This window comes from Pumilibacter intestinalis (assembly GCF_943193005.1).
GTDB lineage: Bacteria > Bacillota > Clostridia > Christensenellales > Pumilibacteraceae > Pumilibacter > Pumilibacter intestinalis.
On sequence record NZ_CALPCH010000002.1, the window covers coordinates 20,656 to 40,187 of the forward strand.

Here is a 19,532-nt window from a genome sequence, read left to right on the forward strand (position 1 = left end):
TATGGCTTTTGAGAAAAAACCGAGAAACAAAATGCCCGAGCAAGAGGCGGCGGTACGTGCGCGCAATTTTAACGAGGTTGCGCTAGGTTACTCCGCGGAAACGGCTAAAGCGGAAGCCGCACGGTGCTTGCACTGCAAAAACTCTCCTTGCATGCAAGGCTGTCCCGTGTCGGTAAACATTCCCGAATTTTTGAGAGCTGCGGCGGCGGGCGATTTCGATAAGGCGGGCGAGATAATAGGAAAAACGAGCAGTTTGCCTGCCATATGCGGCAGAGTGTGCCCGCAGGAAAACCAGTGCGAAAAGATGTGTTTGCGAGCAAAGGTAGACTCGCCCGTGGCGATAGGAAACACCGAGAGGTTTATAGGCGACTACATGCTTGCGCACCGCAAAGAGCGCGAGAAAGCTCCGAGAACGGGCAAGCGCGTGGCGGTGATAGGAAGCGGGCCTGCGGGTCTTACGTGCGCGGCGGAACTTAGCAATCACGGCGTAGAGGTTACGGTGTTCGAGGCGTTTCATAAAGCGGGCGGAGTGCTCGTATACGGTATTCCCGAATTCAGACTCCCCAAATCGTTGGTTCAAGCCGAAATAGACAAACTTTGCGGCGGCGGCGTGGAAATAAAACTCAACACCGTTGCGGGGCGCACCGTGCCCATAGAGGAGCTTGCCGAAAAGTATGACGCCGTGTTTATAGGAAGCGGCGCGGGACTGCCCATGTTTATGAATATTCCGGGCGAAAACCTCAACGGCGTGTATTCGGCAAACGAATACCTAACCCGCATAAATCTTATGAAAGCGTATCTTCCCGACAGCGCAACGCCGGTGCAACTCGGCAAGCGCGTAGCGGTGATAGGCGCGGGCAACGTGGCGATGGACGCCGCCCGCACCGCGCTGAGAATGGGCGCGGAAAGCGTAAAAATAATTTACCGCAGAGGCAGGGAAGAAATGCCCGCTCGCGCCGAGGAAATTCATCACGCCGAGCAGGAGGGAATAGAGTTTTGTTTGCTTTCCAATCCCGTTTCCTTCCAAGGCGAAAACGGCTGGGTTAAGAGCACGCGTTGCGTGAAAATGGCTCTCGGCGAGCCCGACGCGAGCGGTCGTCGCAGACCCGAACCGGTTGCGGGAAGCGAATTCGATATAGAAACCGATATGGTGATAGTGTCGCTCGGAACCCGTCCGAACCCGTTAATCAAAAACAGTTTCGCCGCATTGCAAACCTCGCCTAAGGGAACAATAGTGGTAGACGAAGAAACGATGCGCACCAACATAGACAATATTTACGCGGGCGGCGACGCGGTGACGGGCGCGGCAACGGTAATACTCGCAATGGGCGCGGGGAGAAAGGCGAGCAAGGCTATACTCGAGAGGCTCGATATAAAATAATGTTTGTAGACAGGATAAGAATATATATACGCGCCGGCAACGGCGGCTCGGGTTGCACGAGCTTTTATACCGAAAAATACGTAAGCAACGGCGGACCCGACGGCGGCGACGGCGGCAACGGCGGCGACGTTGTGTTCGAAGCCGACGCGCGAATGACCTCGCTTTTGGACTTTAAGTACGAGTCGCATTTCCGCGCACCCGACGGCGAACGCGGAAGCGGCAGATACTGCAACGGAAAGTCGGGCAAAGAACTTGTGATAAAAGTTCCGCGCGGCACGGTTATTACCGACTCGGAAACGGGCGGCACTATTGCCGACCTGTTTTCGGACGGCGAGCGCATAACCGTGCTGAAAGGCGGCAGGGGCGGCAAGGGAAACGCTCGCTTTAAGTCCAGCCGCAGACAAGCTCCGCACTTTTCGCAACTCGGCGAGCAGACCGAAGAAAAATGCGTTGTGCTCGAGCTTAAAACCATAGCCGACGTGGGGCTCGTGGGATATCCCAACGTGGGCAAAAGCACGCTTTTGTCGGTGGTGTCGGCGGCAAAGCCCAAGATAGCAAACTATCATTTCACCACGCTTTCGCCAAACCTCGGTTCGGTGCGCTATTACGACCACGGATTTGTGGTAGCCGATATTCCCGGGCTTATAGAGGGCGCGAGCCGCGGCGCGGGACTGGGTACCGACTTTTTGCGCCACGTGGAGCGCACTCGGCTGATAGTTCACGTAATAGATATTTCGGGCAGCGAGGGGCGCAATCCCGTTGAGGACTACAAAAACATCAACCGCGAGCTTAAGGACTTTTCGCCCGAACTTATAAAGCGTCCGCAAATAGTGGCTCTGAACAAAGCCGAGCTTTTGCCCGACGACCGAGCCGTAACCGAATTCAAGCGCAAAGTGAAAGTGCCCTGCTTTCCGATAAGCGCGATAACCAAGCAGGGGCTTGACGGGCTGATTAAGTGCGTGTGGGAAACTTTGTGCGAACTGCCGCCCGTTGCTCCGCTCGAGTTCGAGCCGTATGTGTACCCCGAGCGCGACACGCGCGGATTTACAATCGAACGCGACGACGACGGAGCGTACGAGGTGTGCGGCGGCATGATAGAGGAACTCGCGCGGGGAGTCGTGCTCGACAGTTACGACAGTTTCAATTATTTCCAAAAACGATTGCGCGACGACGGCGTAATAAAAGCGCTCAAAAAAGCGGGTGCGGGCGAGGGTGACACCGTTCGCATACTCGACGTCGAATTCGAATTCGTAGAATAACCCGAGAGGATAAGTATGACAAACAAAGTACAGAAAGTTGCTGTTTTGGGCGGGAGTTTCGACCCCGTAACCAACGCGCATATAAGCGTTATAAAGAACTTGAGCAAAAAGTTTTCGCGCGTGGTGGTGCTTCCGTGCCGCATATCGCCGTTTAAGCAAGACGGTTGCACGGCGAGCGGCGAAGAGCGCGTGGCGATGCTGAGAAAGGTGACCGCCGAGCTCGAGAACGTGAAAGTTTCGAAGTGGGAAATAAAACGCGAAACGGTGAGTTACACCGCCGACGCAATTCGCCACTATCGCGAAAAATACGAAAACGCCGAAATTCATTTCGTGATAGGTTCGGACTGTCTTGCGGGTTTGCCCGATTGGAAAGACGCCGACTATCTCGCCGCAAACGCGGTGTTCACCCTCGTGCGCAGACCCGGTTACTCGGTTTCCAAAAAGGTTATGGAAAACCTGCGCGAATTGGGCTTTAACATTAAGTCGGCGGGCTTTAAGGGCGAAGAAGGCTCGTCGAGTTTGGTTCGCGCCGCCGTTGCGTTCGGCAAAGAGGAAGATTTTGTTCCTAAGGAAATTGCCGAATATATAAAAGAGCGTTCGCTCTATACCGAATACGTTCCGTTCGTTAAGGCGTTTTCGGTGTTCGGCATGAAGACCGAGCGCATAGAGCACACTTTCCGCGCCGTAAAAGAGGGCATAAGACTGTGCAAGATATACGGCGAGGACGTGCACGAGGTTATTACGGCGCTGATACTGCACGATATAGGCAAGTACGCCGACCTCGAAACTTTGGAAAAGCACAAGGTGCGTTGCGAGCGTTACGGCGAAATATCGGTTACCGCGCCGCAGGTGTTGCACGCCCACGTGTCGGCGGCTATAGCCCGCGACTATTTCAAACTCAACGACCGCATTGTGAGCGCGATACGCAAGCACACCACGGGCGACGAGGAGATGAGCATGCTCGACAAGATTGTGTATCTTGCCGACGCGGCGGAAGAGGGGCGGGACTACGCGGGAGCGAAATCGCTTCGTTCGCTCGCCTCGCGCGATATAGACAAAGCCATGCTGCGCGCGCTCCGCGCAACCATACGCAAGGTTAAAGAGGAAAAGCGCATGCTTTGCGTAGACACCGCTTTGGCGTGCAAAAAGTTTGCCGAAAGGGTGAAAGCAAAAAAAGACGCGCTTGCCGCCGCGCCCGTATTTGCCGAGAAAAACGAACGACTCGCAAAAACCGAAATTAAGCCGCAAACAAACAGGCAATCGGACGAAAAATTCGCCGACCTAAAAAGCAAGGGCGGAAGAACGCTTGCCGAATTCATAGCCGAAAAACTTTCGGAAAAGAAGGGCAGAGATATAGTTATAATAGACGTGGCGCAAAAAACGGTGCTTGCCGACTGTTTTGTAATAGCGGGCGCGAACTCCACCACCGCGGTAAAAGCAATGGCGGACTACGTAGACGAGAAACTGAGCAAAGACCACGGAATAGAGCCTTTGCGCAGAGATATATCGCCCAAGTGGGCGGCTCTCGACTACGGCGACGTAATAGTGCACGTTCAGCACGCCGAGGCTCGCGAGTTCTACAGGCTGGAAAAGCTGTGGGACAACGGCGACAACGTTACCCGTTTTAACGACTGAAAAAACGCTTGACAAATATACGAAATAGGTAGTATTATTATATTGCAAACTTAGGGGCGGGGTGTAAATCCCCACCGGCGGTTACAGTCCGCGAGCGCGACAAGTCGCGCATGAACGGGTGAAATTCCCGTACCGACGGTATAGTCCGGATGAAATAAGTTGCATTGTTTTCGTGTGAAAGAAAACGCCCCGAAAAAAATATCGGAGGCGTTTTTTTATGCGCGAAAAATTCTTCACTACCAAAAACATTACCATGACGGCTGTATTCACGGCAATATCTTTCGTGCTTTACATGTTCGTGAAGTTTCCGTTGCCCTTTTTGTTTCCGGCGTTTTTGGACGTGCAGTTTTCCGAAATGCCCGCGTTGCTCGCAGGGTTTATGATGGGACCAGTTTGGGGCTGTTTGGTAATAATTCTCAAATGCCTTCTCAAAATGCCTTTTACCTCCACGGCTTGCGTGGGCGAGTTCGGAGATATGATTATGGGCGTTGCGTTGGTGCTCGCGTCCGCGCTCATTTACCGCAAGTTTCGCACCAAAAAGGGCGCTATAATCGCCCTTATTGCGGGTACGCTTGCCGAAACCGCAGTAGCCGTATTGGTTAACGGTTTGTTGCTCATTCCGTTTTATGCCAAAGCTTTCGGGTGGGACGCTATAGTGGGTATGCTTACGAGTCTGTTTCCGTCCGTAACCCGCGAGAGCATATATTTGTACTATCTGCCGCTGTCGGTAGTGCCTTTCAATTTGATGCGGCTGTCGGTTTGCTCGCTCATAACTTTTTTCGTATACAAGCACTTGCACAGGCTTATAGACAGGATGTTTGCGCCGCGCAGCTCGCAATGACGGATTTGGTTACAACGTCATTAGTAGGGGATTGCCGCGCTCGTTTCGCTCGCTCGCAATGACGGGTTTGGGTTACAACGTCATTAGTAGGGGATTGCCGCGCTCGTTTCACTCGCTCGCAATGACGGGTTGGGCTACAACGTCATTGCGAGGGCACTTGTGCCCGTGGCAATCTCAGCCGAGAGAATAGCGAGAGTTGCGAATAGTGTTCGCTTATAATTGACATTTTGCGCGAAATGCTGTACAATTATATGATAGAATACCTATACTATATGTAGGCAGGTGACGCGCAAATGCAGAGCAGAGAACAAATACAAAAAGAAATCGAAACGGTAAAGACGCAGTTGAGTTTTGCCGATATTTCCGCAATTACCGCTCCCGAGTCGGAGAGAGAGAATTGGGAACAAAAGCGTTCCGATTTGAAAAACAAACTTGCCGAACTGCAAAAAAATCTCGAGGAGTGCGTTGTGTATGACGGTGAGAACGCCGCCGCAATTATAGACGACGCAACCGCCGACGCCATGCTCGAGCAAATACTCGCGGCGGGCGAGCCCGAACCCGAGCCCGTCATAACGCCCGATTTATCTGCCGAGAGCGCAGACGAGGTTGTGCATAACGCGCCCGATAATGTTATTTTCGACTTGTTTGGAAAAACCGAAGAAAAGGAAAACGCCGCCGACGAAACAAACGAAGCGTCGGTGCAGGCAATGATAGACGAAATACTTATGGCGGGCGAAAACAACGACTATACGGTTGCGGAGCACAAATCGCAACCCGAAGAAGAAAGTCCGGCAATAGCGGCAATGCCGAGCGACGGCGAAAAAGAAGAACAAGCCGCAGAGCTAACCTCAGTCGATAAAATAATCGCCGAGCCCGCGCCTGTTATGCAAGAGCCTGTTATGCAAGAGCCGCCCGTGTCGCCTTGGCAACCCGAAGACGACCGCTCGGAAGCCATGCTCAAAGAAATATTGGCGGCAACCGCAGAGCGCGAAAGAACGGCGGAGCGAAAGCCGGAGCCTGCGGCGAGCGAGCCTATAGCGATTACGGCTGACAGCCCGTTTGTTACCGCATCCCGTTTGCGCACAACCGAGCCGATTGCGTATGCGGATATAACCGAGCCGCTTTTTGCCGACGATTTTGCCGAAAGACTCGCTTCCGTTAAAGTAACGGGTGAGAACAACGCCGAACTTTTGCTTGTGATAGAAAAGCTCAAGTTGGAAATAGAAACCGCGTACCGCAGGGCGCAGGCAATGATAGCCGAGGCGGAGCGCGTAAAAGAGGAAGCCGCGCGAATAAAATTGAACGCCGAAACCGAGCGCGCAATGTACGCCGCGGAAACCGAATTGCAACGCGGTTTGAGAAATCAAGAAGAAGCATTGCGGAGCGCGGCGGAGCGAGCGGACAAAGAGCGTATCGCCGAAAAGATTGCTCGCAGAAAGGCGGAAATAACCGAAATACGCAACGGCTTGCAAGACGTGAAAGACTCCGAAAGCGCGTTTGCGTTGCGCGAAAAATTGTTTTCGGTTCAGCTTGTGCTCGACGACGACGAGCGCAACAGTCCCGAAATTTCATATTTACTCACCAAGTCGCTGGACGATATGACCCACGCGCTGGAGATATCCGACCTTAAGCGCAGAATTGCCGCAATGGTGGCGTCGTCCAAAAAGCAGTCGGCGCAAGCGGCGGCGGCAAAGAAGAAAGCCGCGGTGAAAAAGGCGGAAGCAAAGAAAGCGGCGGCAAAGAAAGCCGCGGCGGCTAAAAAGAAAAAGGCCGCGCTTGCGGCGCGTAGGCGGCATCACGGCTTGCATGCCGCGCCGCGCAGAACTCCCCCGCGCAGATAGGACTGCTCTATGATATATACCACTAAAAGCGAAAGCGAAACGGCGGATTTGGGGCGCAAAATCGGCGAACAACTGAGCGGAGGCGAAATAATCACGCTTTCGGGCGACTTGGGAGCGGGCAAAACCGCGCTTACAAAAGGTATTGCGCTCGGGCTCGGCGTGTGCGAAACCGTTGTGAGTCCCACGTTTACGCTCATGAACGAATATTCGGGCAGACTTACTTTGTATCATTACGACGCTTACCGACTCGGCGGCGGCAGAGAGGCGTATGAAGCGGGCATAACCGAATATTTCGGAGAGAAAGAGGGCGTGTGCGTTATAGAGTGGTGGGAAAACATCGCCGACGCGCTTGCCGCGTATCCCAAAAAGCATATCGCCATAACGGTTAAAGACCAAAACACGAGGATAATCGAAATTGTTGACAAGTAAACAAAGGGCCGCGTTAAGAGGCGCGGCGTCTACGGCAGACACGCTGTTTCAGCTCGGTAAAGAGGGAATTACCGACTCTTTTTTGGATAGTTGCAATTCCGCGCTTAACGCCCGCGAACTTATAAAACTGTCGGTGCTCAAAACCGCGCCCGTATCCGCTCGCGAAGCGGGAGAAGAGGTTGCAAGCAAGCTCCGCGCGGAGTTTGTGGCGGCCATAGGAAATAAATTCATACTGTATCGGTTCAATAAAGACAAGACCGAGCACGTAAAACTCGTATGAGCGGCGCACGCAAAATTTTAGCGGTGAACACCGCGGGTCCTGCGGTTGAAGTCGCGCTTTCATGCGGGGGATATTTCCGCGACGAAAACGGCAGAAACGCCTCCGTTTCGCTCATGCCCGCAATAGACAAACTTTTGACAGATGCGGGAATGGCTTTGAGCGAGCTTGACGCAATCGCGTGCGTGATAGGACCCGGCTCGTTTACGGGCATACGAATTGGAGTGTCGGCGGCGCGGGCTATGTGCTACGCGCTCGGCAAGCCCGCCGTTGCCGTTAACTATTTGCAATCGCTCGCATATAATGAAAGAGCGGACGGGTTCGACAAAATTTTGTGCGTTTGCGACGGAAGCAACGGCACCGCGTATATTGCGGAGTTCGACTCCGAGCGCAAGCCTTTGCGTGAAACCGTTTGCGTTACCATGGGCGAGGCGGAAAAACTTGCCCGCGGTTACGGCGGCGCGGTTTGCGCTTGCGAGCGCACGGTAAAAATATGCGAAAACGTGATACCGCCCGCGCCCGACTGCCACGCGCTTTTGCGAGCGGCGGAAGCTATGTTTGCAAACGCCTGCGATTTCAAAGATTTGATACCGCTGTACGTGCGCGAGTCGCAAGCCGAAAAAGACCTTAAGGAGAGCGGCGCGAATGCCCGAATTCAGAGTAGCGACTCGCGGCGATAGCAAATTGATTGCCGAAATGGAGCGAAAGTACATAGAGTGCCCTTGGTCGGAAGAGGTTATATTAGGCACGTTTTCCGATGAATCGAGCGCAATATACATTTTGCAAAGCGGCGATACCGCGATAGGTTACGGCGGCATAAAAACGGTGCTCGATACCGCGGAGATATACAATATAGCGGTGGAGGAAGAGCACAGGCGCAAAGGCTACGGCGCGGCGATACTCGATAAACTTATCGAGCACGCGGTGAGCCGCGGCGCGGCGGAGATGTTTTTGGAGGTAAACGAAAACAACGCGCCCGCCATCGCGCTCTACACCTCGCGCGGGTTCGAAATATCCCGTATTCGCAAAAACTATTACAAAAGCGGCAACGCGTTGGTGCTCAGAAAACGGGTATAGCAACGCAAATAACATTGCGGAGTAAAACATGCGCTATAACGGCTTAGAAGTGTTTTACAAAGGAAGCGGCGGCGTGGAAAACGCGATAGTGTTGCTACACGGCTGGGGCGCGTCGAGCGGCGCAATGGACGGAATATATAATTATTTGTGCCGAAACGGCAAGAGCGTGTACGCGATAGATTTTCCCGGTTTCGGCAAGAGCGACGAGCCGCCCGAAGATTGGGGCGTGTACGACTACGCCGACTGCGCGCAGTTCGTTATAGAGAGTTTGGGACTCGTGAAACCCGTTGCTGTGGGGCACAGTTTCGGCGGGAGAGTCGCGCTTATACTCGCCGCGAGAAAAAAGGTTTCCAAAATAGTCCTTGCCGACTCCGCGGGCTTAAAGCCCAAAATATCGCTCAAAAAGCGGCTTGCCATAAGAAGATACAAGGCGGCGAAACGAAAAGGCAAGCAAACGGAAAACGCGGGGAGCGACGATTACCGTGCGCTTTCGCCATCTATGCGAAAAGTTTTCGTTCGGGTTGTCAATACTCATCTTAATAGCCTGTTGCCCCGAATAGACGTGCCCGCGCTCATATTTTGGGGCAAAGAGGACAAAGACACGCCGCCTTATATGGCTCGCAAACTCAACAAGGGCATAAAAGACAGCGGGCTTATAATGCTCGACGGCGCGGGGCATTTCGCCTATGCCGAAAGGCACGACGTATTCAACGCGGCGGTACGCGCATTTACCGAGTAAAACGGAGAAAAACATGATATACTTGGCTATTATTACGGCTTTCGCCTTGATAAGCGGAGCATTGCTCACCGTTATGAGCTTTAAGATAATGCAAATCTTACAGCTGTCCTCTTATCGCGTTAAGGGGGTTGCGCAGTGGTTTAAGTCTACAAAATTCGACTACATGGTGCGCTACTTTGCCGCCGCGTTCTTCGCCACGGTGTGCATGCTCGTATACGTGGGCTGTTTCGGAAAATTTATATATGCGGAATGGATAGGTATGGCGTTGTTCTTCTTGAACATGATGGCTTTTGCGATTATAGAGGGCAAACAGCGCAAAAAAACGCCGCTTAGGTTCACGCCGAGAATAATCCGACTCACCGCGCTTTCGTTCGTACTGTTTTCCGCGGCGGCGTTCGGGCTGTTGTTTGCGGGCAAATACATTATAGTTAAATACAGTCTTGTAGGGCTGTTGCCGCTAATCGTTCCGTTTATAGTGATTGCCGCGCACTTTGTGCTGTTGCCGTTCGAAACTCTCAATAACGCGCGTTACGTGCGCAAAGCCAAAAAGAAACTTGCCGCAATGCCTATGCTCATAAAGATAGGCATAACGGGCAGTTTCGGCAAGACTACCGCAAAAAATATCCTCGCCGCAATGCTCGAAAAGAAATATTCGGTGTTTGCCACTCCGTCGAGCTACAACACGCCTTTGGGCATAGCTCGGTCGGTTAACGGCGGACTGCAAAGCTCGCACGGCGTTTTTATAGCCGAAATGGGGGCAAGACACGCGGGGGATATTGCCGAACTTACCCGCCTCGTTGCGCCGAATATAGGCGTTTTAACGGCGGTGGGCAATCAGCACCTCGCCACGTTCGGCTCGGGGGAAAACGTAGCCGCGGCTAAATACGAGCTTATAGAAGGGCTCGGCGCAAACGGTTTGGCGGCTTTTTCGTGCGACAACGAGTATACTCTCGATATGTACGGGCGCACCGAGGGCAAAAAACTGCTCGCCGGCTCGGGCGAGTGCGATGAAGCGCAGGTTAAATATTCCGCCGTTTCGTTCGGTCCGTTCGGCACGGAATTTACTTTGCGGGCGGGAGACGAGAGCGTAAAAATCCGCACGTCGCTACTCGGACGGCATATACCTTCGCTCGTATCGCTGTGCGCGGCGGTGTCGCTCGAACTCGGCGTATCGCTCAAAGATATAGCCGTTGCGGTAGAAGACTTGCCGCAGGTGGAGCATAGATTGCAACTTATAAAGAACGGCGACGTTACCGTAATAGACGACGCCTACAACAGCAATACGCAGGGAGCGAAAAACGCGCTCGAGGTTCTGCGCGAGTTTGACGGCACGCGAATAATCATAACTCCGGGGCTTGTGGAGCTCGGCGAGGAAGAAGAAAACGCAAATTACGATTTGGGGCGTTCGGTTACCGGTTGCGCGGATTACGCCTATTTCGTGGGGGCACGCGCGCAAACGCTCAAAAACGGAGCGATAGACTCGGGCATGGACGAAAACAAGGTGTTCGTGTGCGGTTCGCTTGCCGAAGCCGTGGAAAAGTCGGGCGCGATAGGCGGAAAGAAAACCGTTTTGTTTGAAAACGATTTGCCCGACAATTTATAAACTTTTGCGGCGGTTGCATTGCGGAGGGCGTATGAAAAACGATAATAACAGTTGCGAAAAGCGGACGGCGTTCGTTACGGGCGGTTCGGGCGCGATAGGCGCGGAAATATGCCGCGCTCTCGCTCGCGACGGCTTTTGCGTGGCTGTGGGATACAATAAAGGCGAAACTCGCGCCCGTAGCCTTGCGGACGAGCTGTGCGCTATGGGCGGGCGTGCCGTTGCGGTAAAATGCGACGTGGCGGCATACGGCTCGATATGCGCGGCGAAAAGCGAACTCGATAAAATATTCGGATTTACCGATACCGTGGTGAATTGCGCGGGAAACGCCGCCTACAGGCAGTTTTGCGACGAAACGGAAACAACGGTGCGAGAAACCGTTGCAACCGACTTAACGGGCGCAATGCTCGTGTGCAAGGCGTTTTCTCCCGATATGGTGAGCAACCGTTTCGGTCGGATAATAAATATCTCGTCGGTGTGGGGAATACGCGGCGCGGCAATGGAAACGGTGTACTGCGCGGCAAAGGCGGGACTCATAGGTTTTACCAAATCGCTTGCTCTCGAACTCGCGCCCTCTTGCGTTACCGTAAACGCGGTAAGCCCCGGCTTTATAGACACTCCCATGAACGCACGCTTTTCGGAAGAGGAGCGCAGGGCGATACTCAACGATATCCCCGCGTGCAGGTTCGGTACTCCCGCCGACGTTGCGAGCGCGGTGCGCTATTTGGCCGCCCGCGACTCGTCTTACGTGACAGGTCAGAATATAGCGGTAGACGGCGGTTTTGCAACGTGATAACAAGCAAGCAGCTTATAATAATCAAATAACTTATAATGAAAATACTATAATAAAAAAATCCTCGCACAATTCCGCGCGGGGATTTTTCGTTTGTTTTTTTGCTTATTTGCTTAGTCGTCGAAACGGTCTATGAACGAGGTGTCTTGCTTTTGCTGAGCTTGTTCGGGTTTGGGCGTTTCGGCAGTTTGGGGAATTTCCTCGGTTTGAGCGTCGCTTTCCGAAGGTTGCTCGGCGGGCTGTTCGCCGTCGGCGGTTTCTTCGGCTTTCTGCTCTTCGCCGTTTTCGATTTCGGCTTCGGGCTCGGTTTGCTCGGCGGATTTTGCGGGAGCTTGCACTGCGTCGTCGTCAAACGCTTCGTAGTGTTCGTCGTCGTCCGCAACCGTGCTTACTTTCTCGCTCTCTTCGTCGGCGTTCTTGTTGTGCTCGCGGTTGAGAGTGGCGGTGCGGTCGTAAGAGGCGTACTTTTGCACAACGCCTTTCTTGCTTCTGCGCTTCTCTACGAGCTTGCGAACCATAAAGCCTATAATCGCAATGAGTATGGCAACCGCAAACAGGATAGAGGGGATAAGCCACCAGTCGAGCGTGTTTTCGGGATTGTCGGAGTCTGCGTTGTCGTCTTCGTCCGCTTCCACGGTGAGGTCGGCGAGCACGGCGAATTTGTTGCCGTCGTCTATATCGTTCTTGGCTTCGCCGTAAGCCGCTTCGGTAATATCGGTGTAAGTTATATCGTTGATATAAACTATGCCGCTACACTGCTTGTTGTAATCGCTTTCGCCGAGCGACAGTCTGAGCGACAGCGAGGTGTCGGCCGAATTGGGCTTAATGAAGAACGTGTAAGTTCTGAACGCTTCGTTATCGGTGTAGCCGTCGATTTCGAGCGCGGTGCTCTTTATATCCTTGAACCGAATTTCGTTAGGTCCGCCCGTGAGCGCGAGAGTTGCGCCTACGGCATTTTTACGCAATTGATTTTTGGGAATGTTTACTTTGAGCGAAACCTCCACTTTGTAATAGGTGTCGGCTTTCGCGTTGATTGCGCCGCCGTAGGTGAGGGAGGAGTACGCTTCCGTGCCGTTGCGGAGCATTAACACGTTGCGTTTGTCCGACGTAAAGTCTTTAGGCACGAGTTTGTTTTCTTGCGCGCCCACTTTGGCGGAGTCGAATATTCCGTACTGCACCGCGTCGGTGTCTACGCTCTTGCTTTCGGCGAGTTGCCAGTTAAACGGCTGTTTCACAAACGAGGAGTCGTATAAGTCGTAAGCGTACAAATCAACGCTCTTGTACGAGTAAGCCGCTTTGGTTATTTGAGTTTCGCCGAGCTTTTCTGCGTCGCATTCGGTTTTTTGTTCCGCGAATTTAGCCGCCGCCGTTTTTGTTACCGTTTCGCCGTCTTTATCGTCGGTGAACGCTGTGTAGGATACGCTCTTAACGAATACGTGACCTGCCGAAAGTTTTGTTTTGTTTTGGTTGCGGTCGTTTCCGCCCAACCATATTTCCACCGCAAGAGTGGATACGTCCGCATTGGCGGGTTCGACGAAGAACTTGTAAGTGCCGAATTTTTCGCTCTTAATTCCCTCAATGGTGGCGAGTACGCGCTTGTCGTCTTTGAGTACCAAACTTGCGCCGTAGTCGTCCGCGCCCATGTTTTGAGTGCCGAGGGTTACCGCGATTTCGCCGGGCGTGCTTGCCGACGCCGTAAACACGGAGGAGCGATAGCAGAACGCGGTGGGCGTTTTGCTGTAAAGCATGAGTACGTTGCCGTCGGTAAGAGGTCTTGTGGGATTGCCGAATTTGTCGTTGTAAGCATAGAAAGTATCTTCGTCGGTGGGAACGATACCGCTTACGGCGTCGTCGGTTTTAACTGTTTCGGAAGAGTATCCGTCGGAGCCTACCGAGTCGGTGGTGTGCTTTTCCCAACCTGCGGGAGCGATGGGGTAGGAGAACTCCTCGTAACCGTCTATGTTGTAGAACATGCCGTTGGTTATGCCTGTGTCGGGCAGTGTTACGAACGCATTTCCGTCCGCGCCGTTGTAGGTGTCGAAATCAACTGCCGTGCCGTTCGAGTTAAACGACGAGTAGCCGGCGGGCGAAATTTCTTCTACGGTTATGTTGTCGAAAATGGCAACGCCGCTGCTCTGATTGCCTTTAACGCCAAGCCAGCACTCGATATACGCGTCGTAGTCTTTTATAGCCGAACCTTTAACGTAGAAAGAGTATTGCTCGAAACCGCCGCGCGATTTGTTGTCGGCATTGCCGTTGCAACCCGTTATCGTCGCGAAAAGGTTGTTGCCTTCTCTCGGTTCGTCGTTTTCGTTGCGGATTGCCGAAAGCGCGAAAGTCGCGCCCGCGCCGCCTTCGATTTTTTGCGACTTAATCCACGCGGATATGCGGTAGTAGTGATAACGCTCGATTTTTATCGGCGTTTTGAACGCCATGCCTTTGGAAACCGTTTTGTAAGCGTCTTTGGTTTTGTCGTAAGAAGAAACAACGAGCACTTTGCTGTCGCCGTCGTTATTCTTGCCGAGCGAGGACGCGGGGTCGGATACCAGCCCGAACTTTTTGTCTTCGGTGAAGAGGTCGGAGCCGTCGTATATGTCGCTGAAAGTATTGCTCAGGTCGGTGTCTGCGCTAACTTGTTGCCAATTCGCCAAACCGTTGGTAAAGGCGAAATCGCTTTCGTAAGCCGCATAATCTTCGGAAGTGTGAGCCGAAAGGTCTATAACCTGCGTTTGCTCGGTTGCTCTCGCGCCGAGGAAAGAGGAGGGAGCGATTTCAAACGCCGTCACGTTGTCGAAAAGCGCGTAGCCTTTCGCTGGGCGGAATTTCTTTTCGTATTTGTCGCCTACCTGAAGACTGAGGGTGACGGTCTTGTCTTCGTAAGAGGAAGAGGCAACGTAGAAAGTGTAATCTTTCCAACCGAAATCATTCGAGGAGTCTATTTTGTCAAGACCCGAAACGGTGTTTATGTTTGTAAACGCAATATCTTCGCCGAGACCGTTAAGGCGTATCGCCGCGCCGCTGTCGCCTGCGAAATCTCCGGTGCGCACCCAAGCTTTAACCATATAAAATTTGTTTTTGGAGAAAGTGAGTTCGCTCGAGGTGTAGCCGTATGCCGAGCCTGCGCTCGTGCCGTCGTCGCGAATGTTAACCAAAAGCACGTTGCGGTTGGTGTTGTCGTTTGCGCCGCCCTTGCCGAAAGGGGAGTTTATAATATCGTCTTCGGGGAGCTTGTACTTGTCTTTATCGTTGGCGTAAGTGGAAAGGTCCAACACGCCGCTAATCGTTTTGCCGCCCGAAAGTCCGTCTACGCCGCCGCCCGTCCAATTGCTGGGGGTTTTGGGAATATCGCTCGAAGACGTGTCCTTGAACTGATTGTTCGAAGGGTGCATCGCCGTTTGCGTAAACGTTACGTTCTCTTCGGTATCGTCGGCGTAAGCGAAAAATCCCGAGCTCGATATGCCCGCGAACACGCTTACGATAAGAGCGAAAATTACGAGAAAACATAAAATCCGCGACGTTTTACGGTTTTGAGTCTTGTACATCATGAGTTACCTTTGAGTAGTATTTGATAATTTGGAGCGGATATGCAACGGAGCCGAATTTCTCCATAGCATATACATTATATAATTATATAATAAACGCGCTTTTTTTGCAAACGTTTTCGGGGGGGGGAATTTACTTTTTTTATCTTTTGTTACAAAATTTCACAATGTAAAAAGGATAAATGCGCCGCCTTAAGTAAAGAATTTAAGGTATGGTTTTGAAAAAAGGCGTAGAAAGAACGGTTAAGATAGGCGGCGGACTTTTGGTGGGGTTCGTAAACGGCTTTTTCGGCGGCGGAGGAGGCATGCTGTGCGTTCCTCTGCTCGAAAAAGCGCTCGGCGAGCCAACCAAAAAGGCGCACGCAACCGCGATACTCATAATATTGCCCATAAGCATTGCCAGCGCGATAACCTATATCGCAAGCGGGTATTTTTCGCTTTTCGGCACTCTCGCCACGGGCGGCGGCGTGGTTGCGGGCGGCATAATAGGCGCGTTACTGCTCAAAAAACTGCCGCCTTTTGCCGTGGGAATTACTTTCGCGGTGATGATGATAGGCGTAGGCGTAAGGTTGGCGTTGTTCTAAATGAAAGTTTTGCTGTATATTATAATAGGCGTAACGGGCGGCGTGATAGGCGGCATGGGAATGGGCGGAGGAACTTTGCTTATTCCGCTTCTCACTCTTGCCACCGGCACGGAACAGCACGTTGCGCAGGCTATCAATCTGATAGCGTTTATCCCCATGTCTGTAGTTGCGCTCATAATACACGCTCGCAACAAACTTTTGGACTGCAAATATCTGCTGTGGGTCGCGTTGCCTGCGGTTGCGGCGAGCGTGCCCGCCTCGCTGTTGATACGAAAGGTGGGCGGCGGAAAACTTTCGGCGTTCTTCGGGTGGTTTCTCGTGATTTTGGGAGTTTATCAACTCGTTACGCTTATAGTCGGCAAGATACGCGCCCGCAAAGCCGCTCGAGAAAAAGACAAAATAAGTCTTTACAAAAGCGTTTATAAATGATATACTTGTTTCCGTAAAAGTTTTGTTTGCAAAAGGAGTGGCACACAGTTGAATACTTTTCCGCACGGAATACATCCTCCGGCGAATAAAGAGCGTTCGGCGCAAGTCCCCGTATCGGAACTGCCCGCGCCGAATATCGTGCGAATATCACTGAGTCAGCACCTCGGTAAAGAAGCGTTGCCCGTTGTGGCGGCGGGCGATTACGTGAAAGCGGGGCAGAAGATTGGCGAAGCCGACGGCTTGATTTCCGCCGCTGTGTTTTCGTCGGTTTCGGGCAAGGTGCTCGCGGTGGAAAAACGCGCAACGGTAAACGGGCACGCAAATCACGTTTGCATTGAGAACGACGGAAAATACGAAGAAATCACTCTTCCTCCGCTCAAAGACCCCAAGCCCGAAGAGATAATAAGCCGCATAGCCGAATGCGGCATAGTGGGAATGGGCGGCGCGGGATTTCCCGTTGCCGTAAAACTCAATCCGCGCGAAAAGATAGATTCGTTTATAATTAACGCCGCGGAGTGCGAGCCGTACTTAACCTGCGATTACAGAATTATGCTCGAATATCCGCGCGAGTTTTTGCTCGGAGCGCAGTATATGGCGCGTTCGCTGGGGCTTTCGAGGTTTTACATAGGCATAGAAGATAACAAGAGCGACGCGGTGGAAATACTCGAAAACGCGGCAAAAGAGGCAAAAATCGACGTTTCGATAATATTATGCCACACAAAGTACCCGCAGGGAGCGGAGAAACAGCTCATTTATGCCGTAACTAAGCGAAAGGTGCGCGTGGGAAAGTTGCCGTCGAGCGTGGGCGTGATAGTAGACAACGTGCACACAGCTTTTTCGGTGTATGCGGCTGTGGAAAAAGGCGTGCCGAGCTATAAACGCGTGCTCACCGTTTCGGGCGGCGGAGTGAAACATCCCGCCAACTTTTGGGTGCGTACGGGTACGGATATAGGCGAGGTGTTGAACGCTTGCGGCGGAATAGACGAAAACGCCGTAAAACTTATAGTTGGCGGTCCCATGATGGGATTTGCTCAAAGCGACGAAAACGCCACCGTAACCAAAACCACGAGCGGCATACTGCTTCTCACCGCAGAAGAGGCGGCGGGCGAGGAAGCGAGTTCTTGCATAAACTGCGCGTCATGCGTTAAGGCGTGCCCCATGCGGCTCATGCCCGTGTATATAGACGGGTGCATACTTTCGGGCGACGTTGCGGGCGCGGAGAAATACGGGGCGATGAACTGTATAGAATGCGGTTCGTGCGCATACGTTTGCCCCGCGCACCGTCCGCTTGTTCAGTCCATAAGACTTGCCAAAAAGAAAATAAGAGAAAAGGGGAGCGTAAAATGAAAAACCTTGCAGTGTCGGTTTCCCCGCATATAGCGCAAAAGAGCAAGACCACTCGCAGTATAATGCTCGACGTTATCATAGCGCTTACGCCCGCGCTCGTAATGGCGGTTGTGTATTTCGGATATCACGTTGTGATTAACGCCGCGGTGTGTATGGGCAGTTGTTTCGCGTTCGAGCTACTGTATACTTTGGCGATTAAAAAAGATTTTTCGCGCAAGGCGGTGAAAGAGTCTTCGTGTTGGGACTGCTCTTGCCTCGTTACGGGGCTTATACTCGCGTTGAACCTGCCGCGCGTTATAGTGGTTAAGAGTTGGGACCTCAACGTATACGGTACTATGCCTGACGTGGGCGGTATAAATAGAGCGGATTACGTGCTTTTCGGCGGCGATACGGTGATTTTGTGCATTATAGCGAGCCTTGTTGCCATTGCGCTCGTTAAGATGCTTTTCGGCGGAATAGGCAAAAATTTCGCAAATCCCGCGGCTACCGCGCGCGTGTTTTTGTTCCTCGCGTTCTCCTCGAGCTTCGTTGCCACAAATACGACCGGCTTGGGCAGTCTGCTTTCCGCGTCGAGCGGAGCAACATGGCTTTCCGGCGATAAGCTCACAAACGGCGAAAATTTGTTTTTGAATTTGCTTACCGGCAACCGCGGAGCGGCGGCTGTGGGCGAAACTTGCATGATTGCGCTTTTACTCGGATATTTGTACTTAAGCATTAAAAAGATTATCGATTTTCGCATTCCGCTCATTATTATAGGAAGCGCGGCGGTAATGGCTCTTTTGTTCGACGGCGTTGCGAACGGGCTTACGGGCGGGCGACTGTTCGAAAACATGCTTGCCCACGTAATGAGCGGCGGGCTTGTGTTCGGCGCGGTGTTTATGGCAACCGACTACTCCACGAGTCCCAACACTTTTTGGGGAAGCGCGTTGTTTGCGTTCGGCATTGCTTTGTTTACTATGCTTATACGCTGTTTCGGCGGGTATCCCGAAGGCATGAGTTTTGCCATACTCGTTATGAACGTAACCGTGCCGCTCATAGATAAGTTTATCGTGCCGCGTCCGTTCGGGTACTCCAAACCGGCAAAGGCGAAAGGAGGAGAAAAGGCATGATTAACCGCAAGTCGAACACTGTAAAAAACACTCTCAAGTGCGTTTTGGTGCTCGGAATTATAGCAGTGGTGTGCGTGGCTCTTTTGGCTGTGGCAAATAAGTTTTTGCAGGTGGAAATAATGCTCGACAGGGCTACGAGCGATATGATAAATTCCATAGCACCCACGGGCTTAGACGACGAAAAGGCGTTTAACGAGCGATATATCGAAATGGTCGATTTGAGCAAAGGCGAATACGCGATAAAGAGCATAGACGATTTCAATGAAAAAGGCTCCAACAAAAAGGTTCGCGCATTGTATAAGAGCAAAAACTCGAGCGGCAAAATCACTTACGTTGTGGAGTCGGAAGGCAAAGGCTACGTTGACGCGATTGTGTTGCTCATTGCTTACGACTCTCAAAAGAATATCACGGGTATGGCGGTCAAGTCGCAAATGGAGAGCTTTTGGGACCATATTTCGGATATAAACACGGTATACGGTGCGTTTATAGGCACGTCCGCGAGCGCGACTCATACGAGTTCGCAAATTGCGGCGTCTACGGGCGTTACGGTAAAGAAAACGCTTGCGGGCATTACCGACGGCGTGAACGTCGCAAATGAATTCGTGCTCGCTCTCGGCGATTTGCCCGACGCGGAAGGGAGGGCTTAAAA

18 protein-coding genes and 1 riboswitch are annotated in these 19,532 nt (G+C 52.5%); of the genes, 17 read left to right on the forward strand and 1 reads right to left on the reverse strand.

Annotated features, from left to right (window positions below; translation table 11 throughout):
* The first annotated feature begins 1 nt into the window (after nt 1).
* The 12 genes from gltA to ymfI all read left to right on the forward strand — a co-directional run bounded on the left by gltA (nt 2) and on the right by ymfI (nt 11,872).
* Nucleotides 2-1,381 (forward strand): NADPH-dependent glutamate synthase, encoded by a 1,380-nt coding sequence (gltA, locus tag NFR55_RS01115; protein ID WP_251545338.1) that lies wholly within the window; start codon nt 2-4, stop codon nt 1,379-1,381.
* Nucleotides 1,381-2,640, forward strand: coding sequence for a GTPase ObgE (obgE, locus tag NFR55_RS01120; protein ID WP_251545340.1), 1,260 nt, complete (start codon nt 1,381-1,383; stop codon nt 2,638-2,640). The genes gltA and obgE overlap by 1 nt, the downstream gene beginning before the upstream one ends.
* 15 nt (nt 2,641-2,655) lie before the next feature.
* The gene (nadD, locus tag NFR55_RS01125) at nt 2,656-4,275 is read left to right on the forward strand and encodes a nicotinate (nicotinamide) nucleotide adenylyltransferase (protein ID WP_251545342.1); all 1,620 of its coding nucleotides are present in this window, start codon (nt 2,656-2,658) and stop codon (nt 4,273-4,275) included.
* A gap of 43 nt (nt 4,276-4,318) precedes the next feature.
* A riboswitch (FMN riboswitch) is annotated at nt 4,319-4,440 on the forward strand.
* A gap of 52 nt (nt 4,441-4,492) precedes the next feature.
* Nucleotides 4,493-5,116, forward strand: a complete 624-nt coding sequence (locus tag NFR55_RS01130) for an ECF transporter S component (RefSeq protein ID WP_251545351.1) — start codon at nt 4,493-4,495, stop codon at nt 5,114-5,116.
* A 293-nt stretch (nt 5,117-5,409) separates the two neighbouring features.
* On the forward strand, nt 5,410-6,957 hold the full coding sequence (locus NFR55_RS01135; RefSeq protein WP_251545353.1) for a coiled-coil domain-containing protein: 1,548 nt from the start codon (nt 5,410-5,412) through the stop codon (nt 6,955-6,957).
* Between the two features lie 9 nt (nt 6,958-6,966).
* On the forward strand, nt 6,967-7,386 hold the full coding sequence (tsaE, locus tag NFR55_RS01140; protein WP_251545360.1) for a tRNA (adenosine(37)-N6)-threonylcarbamoyltransferase complex ATPase subunit type 1 TsaE: 420 nt from the start codon (nt 6,967-6,969) through the stop codon (nt 7,384-7,386).
* Nucleotides 7,376-7,666: a YhbY family RNA-binding protein gene (locus NFR55_RS01145; protein WP_338052307.1), complete on the forward strand. Its 291-nt coding sequence runs from the start codon at nt 7,376-7,378 to the stop codon at nt 7,664-7,666. The genes tsaE and NFR55_RS01145 overlap by 11 nt, the downstream gene beginning before the upstream one ends.
* Nucleotides 7,663-8,343: a tRNA (adenosine(37)-N6)-threonylcarbamoyltransferase complex dimerization subunit type 1 TsaB gene (tsaB, locus tag NFR55_RS01150; RefSeq protein WP_251545365.1), complete on the forward strand. Its 681-nt coding sequence runs from the start codon at nt 7,663-7,665 to the stop codon at nt 8,341-8,343. The genes NFR55_RS01145 and tsaB overlap by 4 nt, the downstream gene beginning before the upstream one ends.
* On the forward strand, nt 8,309-8,740 hold the full coding sequence (rimI, locus tag NFR55_RS01155) for a ribosomal protein S18-alanine N-acetyltransferase (protein ID WP_251545366.1): 432 nt from the start codon (nt 8,309-8,311) through the stop codon (nt 8,738-8,740). Before tsaB ends, rimI begins: the two co-directional genes overlap by 35 nt.
* A 28-nt stretch (nt 8,741-8,768) precedes the next feature.
* Nucleotides 8,769-9,479 carry an alpha/beta fold hydrolase gene (locus tag NFR55_RS01160; RefSeq protein ID WP_251545368.1) on the forward strand — a complete coding sequence of 237 codons (711 nt, stop codon included), beginning with the start codon at nt 8,769-8,771 and terminating at the stop codon, nt 9,477-9,479.
* Between the two features lie 13 nt (nt 9,480-9,492).
* Complete coding sequence (locus NFR55_RS01165) at nt 9,493-11,082, forward strand: Mur ligase family protein (RefSeq protein ID WP_251545371.1); 1,590 nt, start codon at nt 9,493-9,495, stop codon at nt 11,080-11,082.
* Nucleotides 11,083-11,113: 31 nt separating this feature from the next.
* Nucleotides 11,114-11,872 carry an elongation factor P 5-aminopentanone reductase gene (gene ymfI, locus NFR55_RS01170; RefSeq protein ID WP_251545373.1) on the forward strand — a complete coding sequence of 253 codons (759 nt, stop codon included), beginning with the start codon at nt 11,114-11,116 and terminating at the stop codon, nt 11,870-11,872.
* Nucleotides 11,873-11,985: 113 nt separating this feature from the next.
* Here ymfI and NFR55_RS01175 read toward each other — a convergent pair whose 3' ends face one another.
* On the reverse strand, nt 11,986-15,417 hold the full coding sequence (locus NFR55_RS01175; RefSeq protein WP_251545374.1) for a prolipoprotein diacylglyceryl transferase: 3,432 nt from the start codon (nt 15,415-15,417) through the stop codon (nt 11,986-11,988).
* Nucleotides 15,418-15,626: 209 nt separating this feature from the next.
* On the opposite strand from NFR55_RS01175, the gene NFR55_RS01180 reads away from it, so the two are divergent.
* From NFR55_RS01180 to NFR55_RS01200, 5 genes are read left to right on the forward strand one after another with little or no spacing between them, the layout of a single operon-like run.
* Nucleotides 15,627-15,998 (forward strand): TSUP family transporter, encoded by a 372-nt coding sequence (locus NFR55_RS01180; RefSeq protein ID WP_251545376.1) that lies wholly within the window; start codon nt 15,627-15,629, stop codon nt 15,996-15,998.
* Nucleotides 15,999-16,427 (forward strand): sulfite exporter TauE/SafE family protein, encoded by a 429-nt coding sequence (locus NFR55_RS01185; protein WP_251545378.1) that lies wholly within the window; start codon nt 15,999-16,001, stop codon nt 16,425-16,427.
* Nucleotides 16,428-16,475: 48 nt separating this feature from the next.
* Nucleotides 16,476-17,774, forward strand: coding sequence for an electron transport complex subunit RsxC (rsxC, locus tag NFR55_RS01190; RefSeq protein ID WP_251545380.1), 1,299 nt, complete (start codon nt 16,476-16,478; stop codon nt 17,772-17,774).
* A complete protein-coding gene (locus tag NFR55_RS01195) occupies nt 17,771-18,883 on the forward strand; it encodes an RnfABCDGE type electron transport complex subunit D (RefSeq protein ID WP_251545381.1) in 1,113 nt (370 codons plus the stop codon). Before rsxC ends, NFR55_RS01195 begins: the two co-directional genes overlap by 4 nt.
* Complete coding sequence (locus tag NFR55_RS01200; RefSeq protein ID WP_251545383.1) at nt 18,880-19,530, forward strand: RnfABCDGE type electron transport complex subunit G; 651 nt, start codon at nt 18,880-18,882, stop codon at nt 19,528-19,530. Before NFR55_RS01195 ends, NFR55_RS01200 begins: the two co-directional genes overlap by 4 nt.
* The last annotated feature ends 2 nt before the right edge of the window (nt 19,531-19,532 follow it).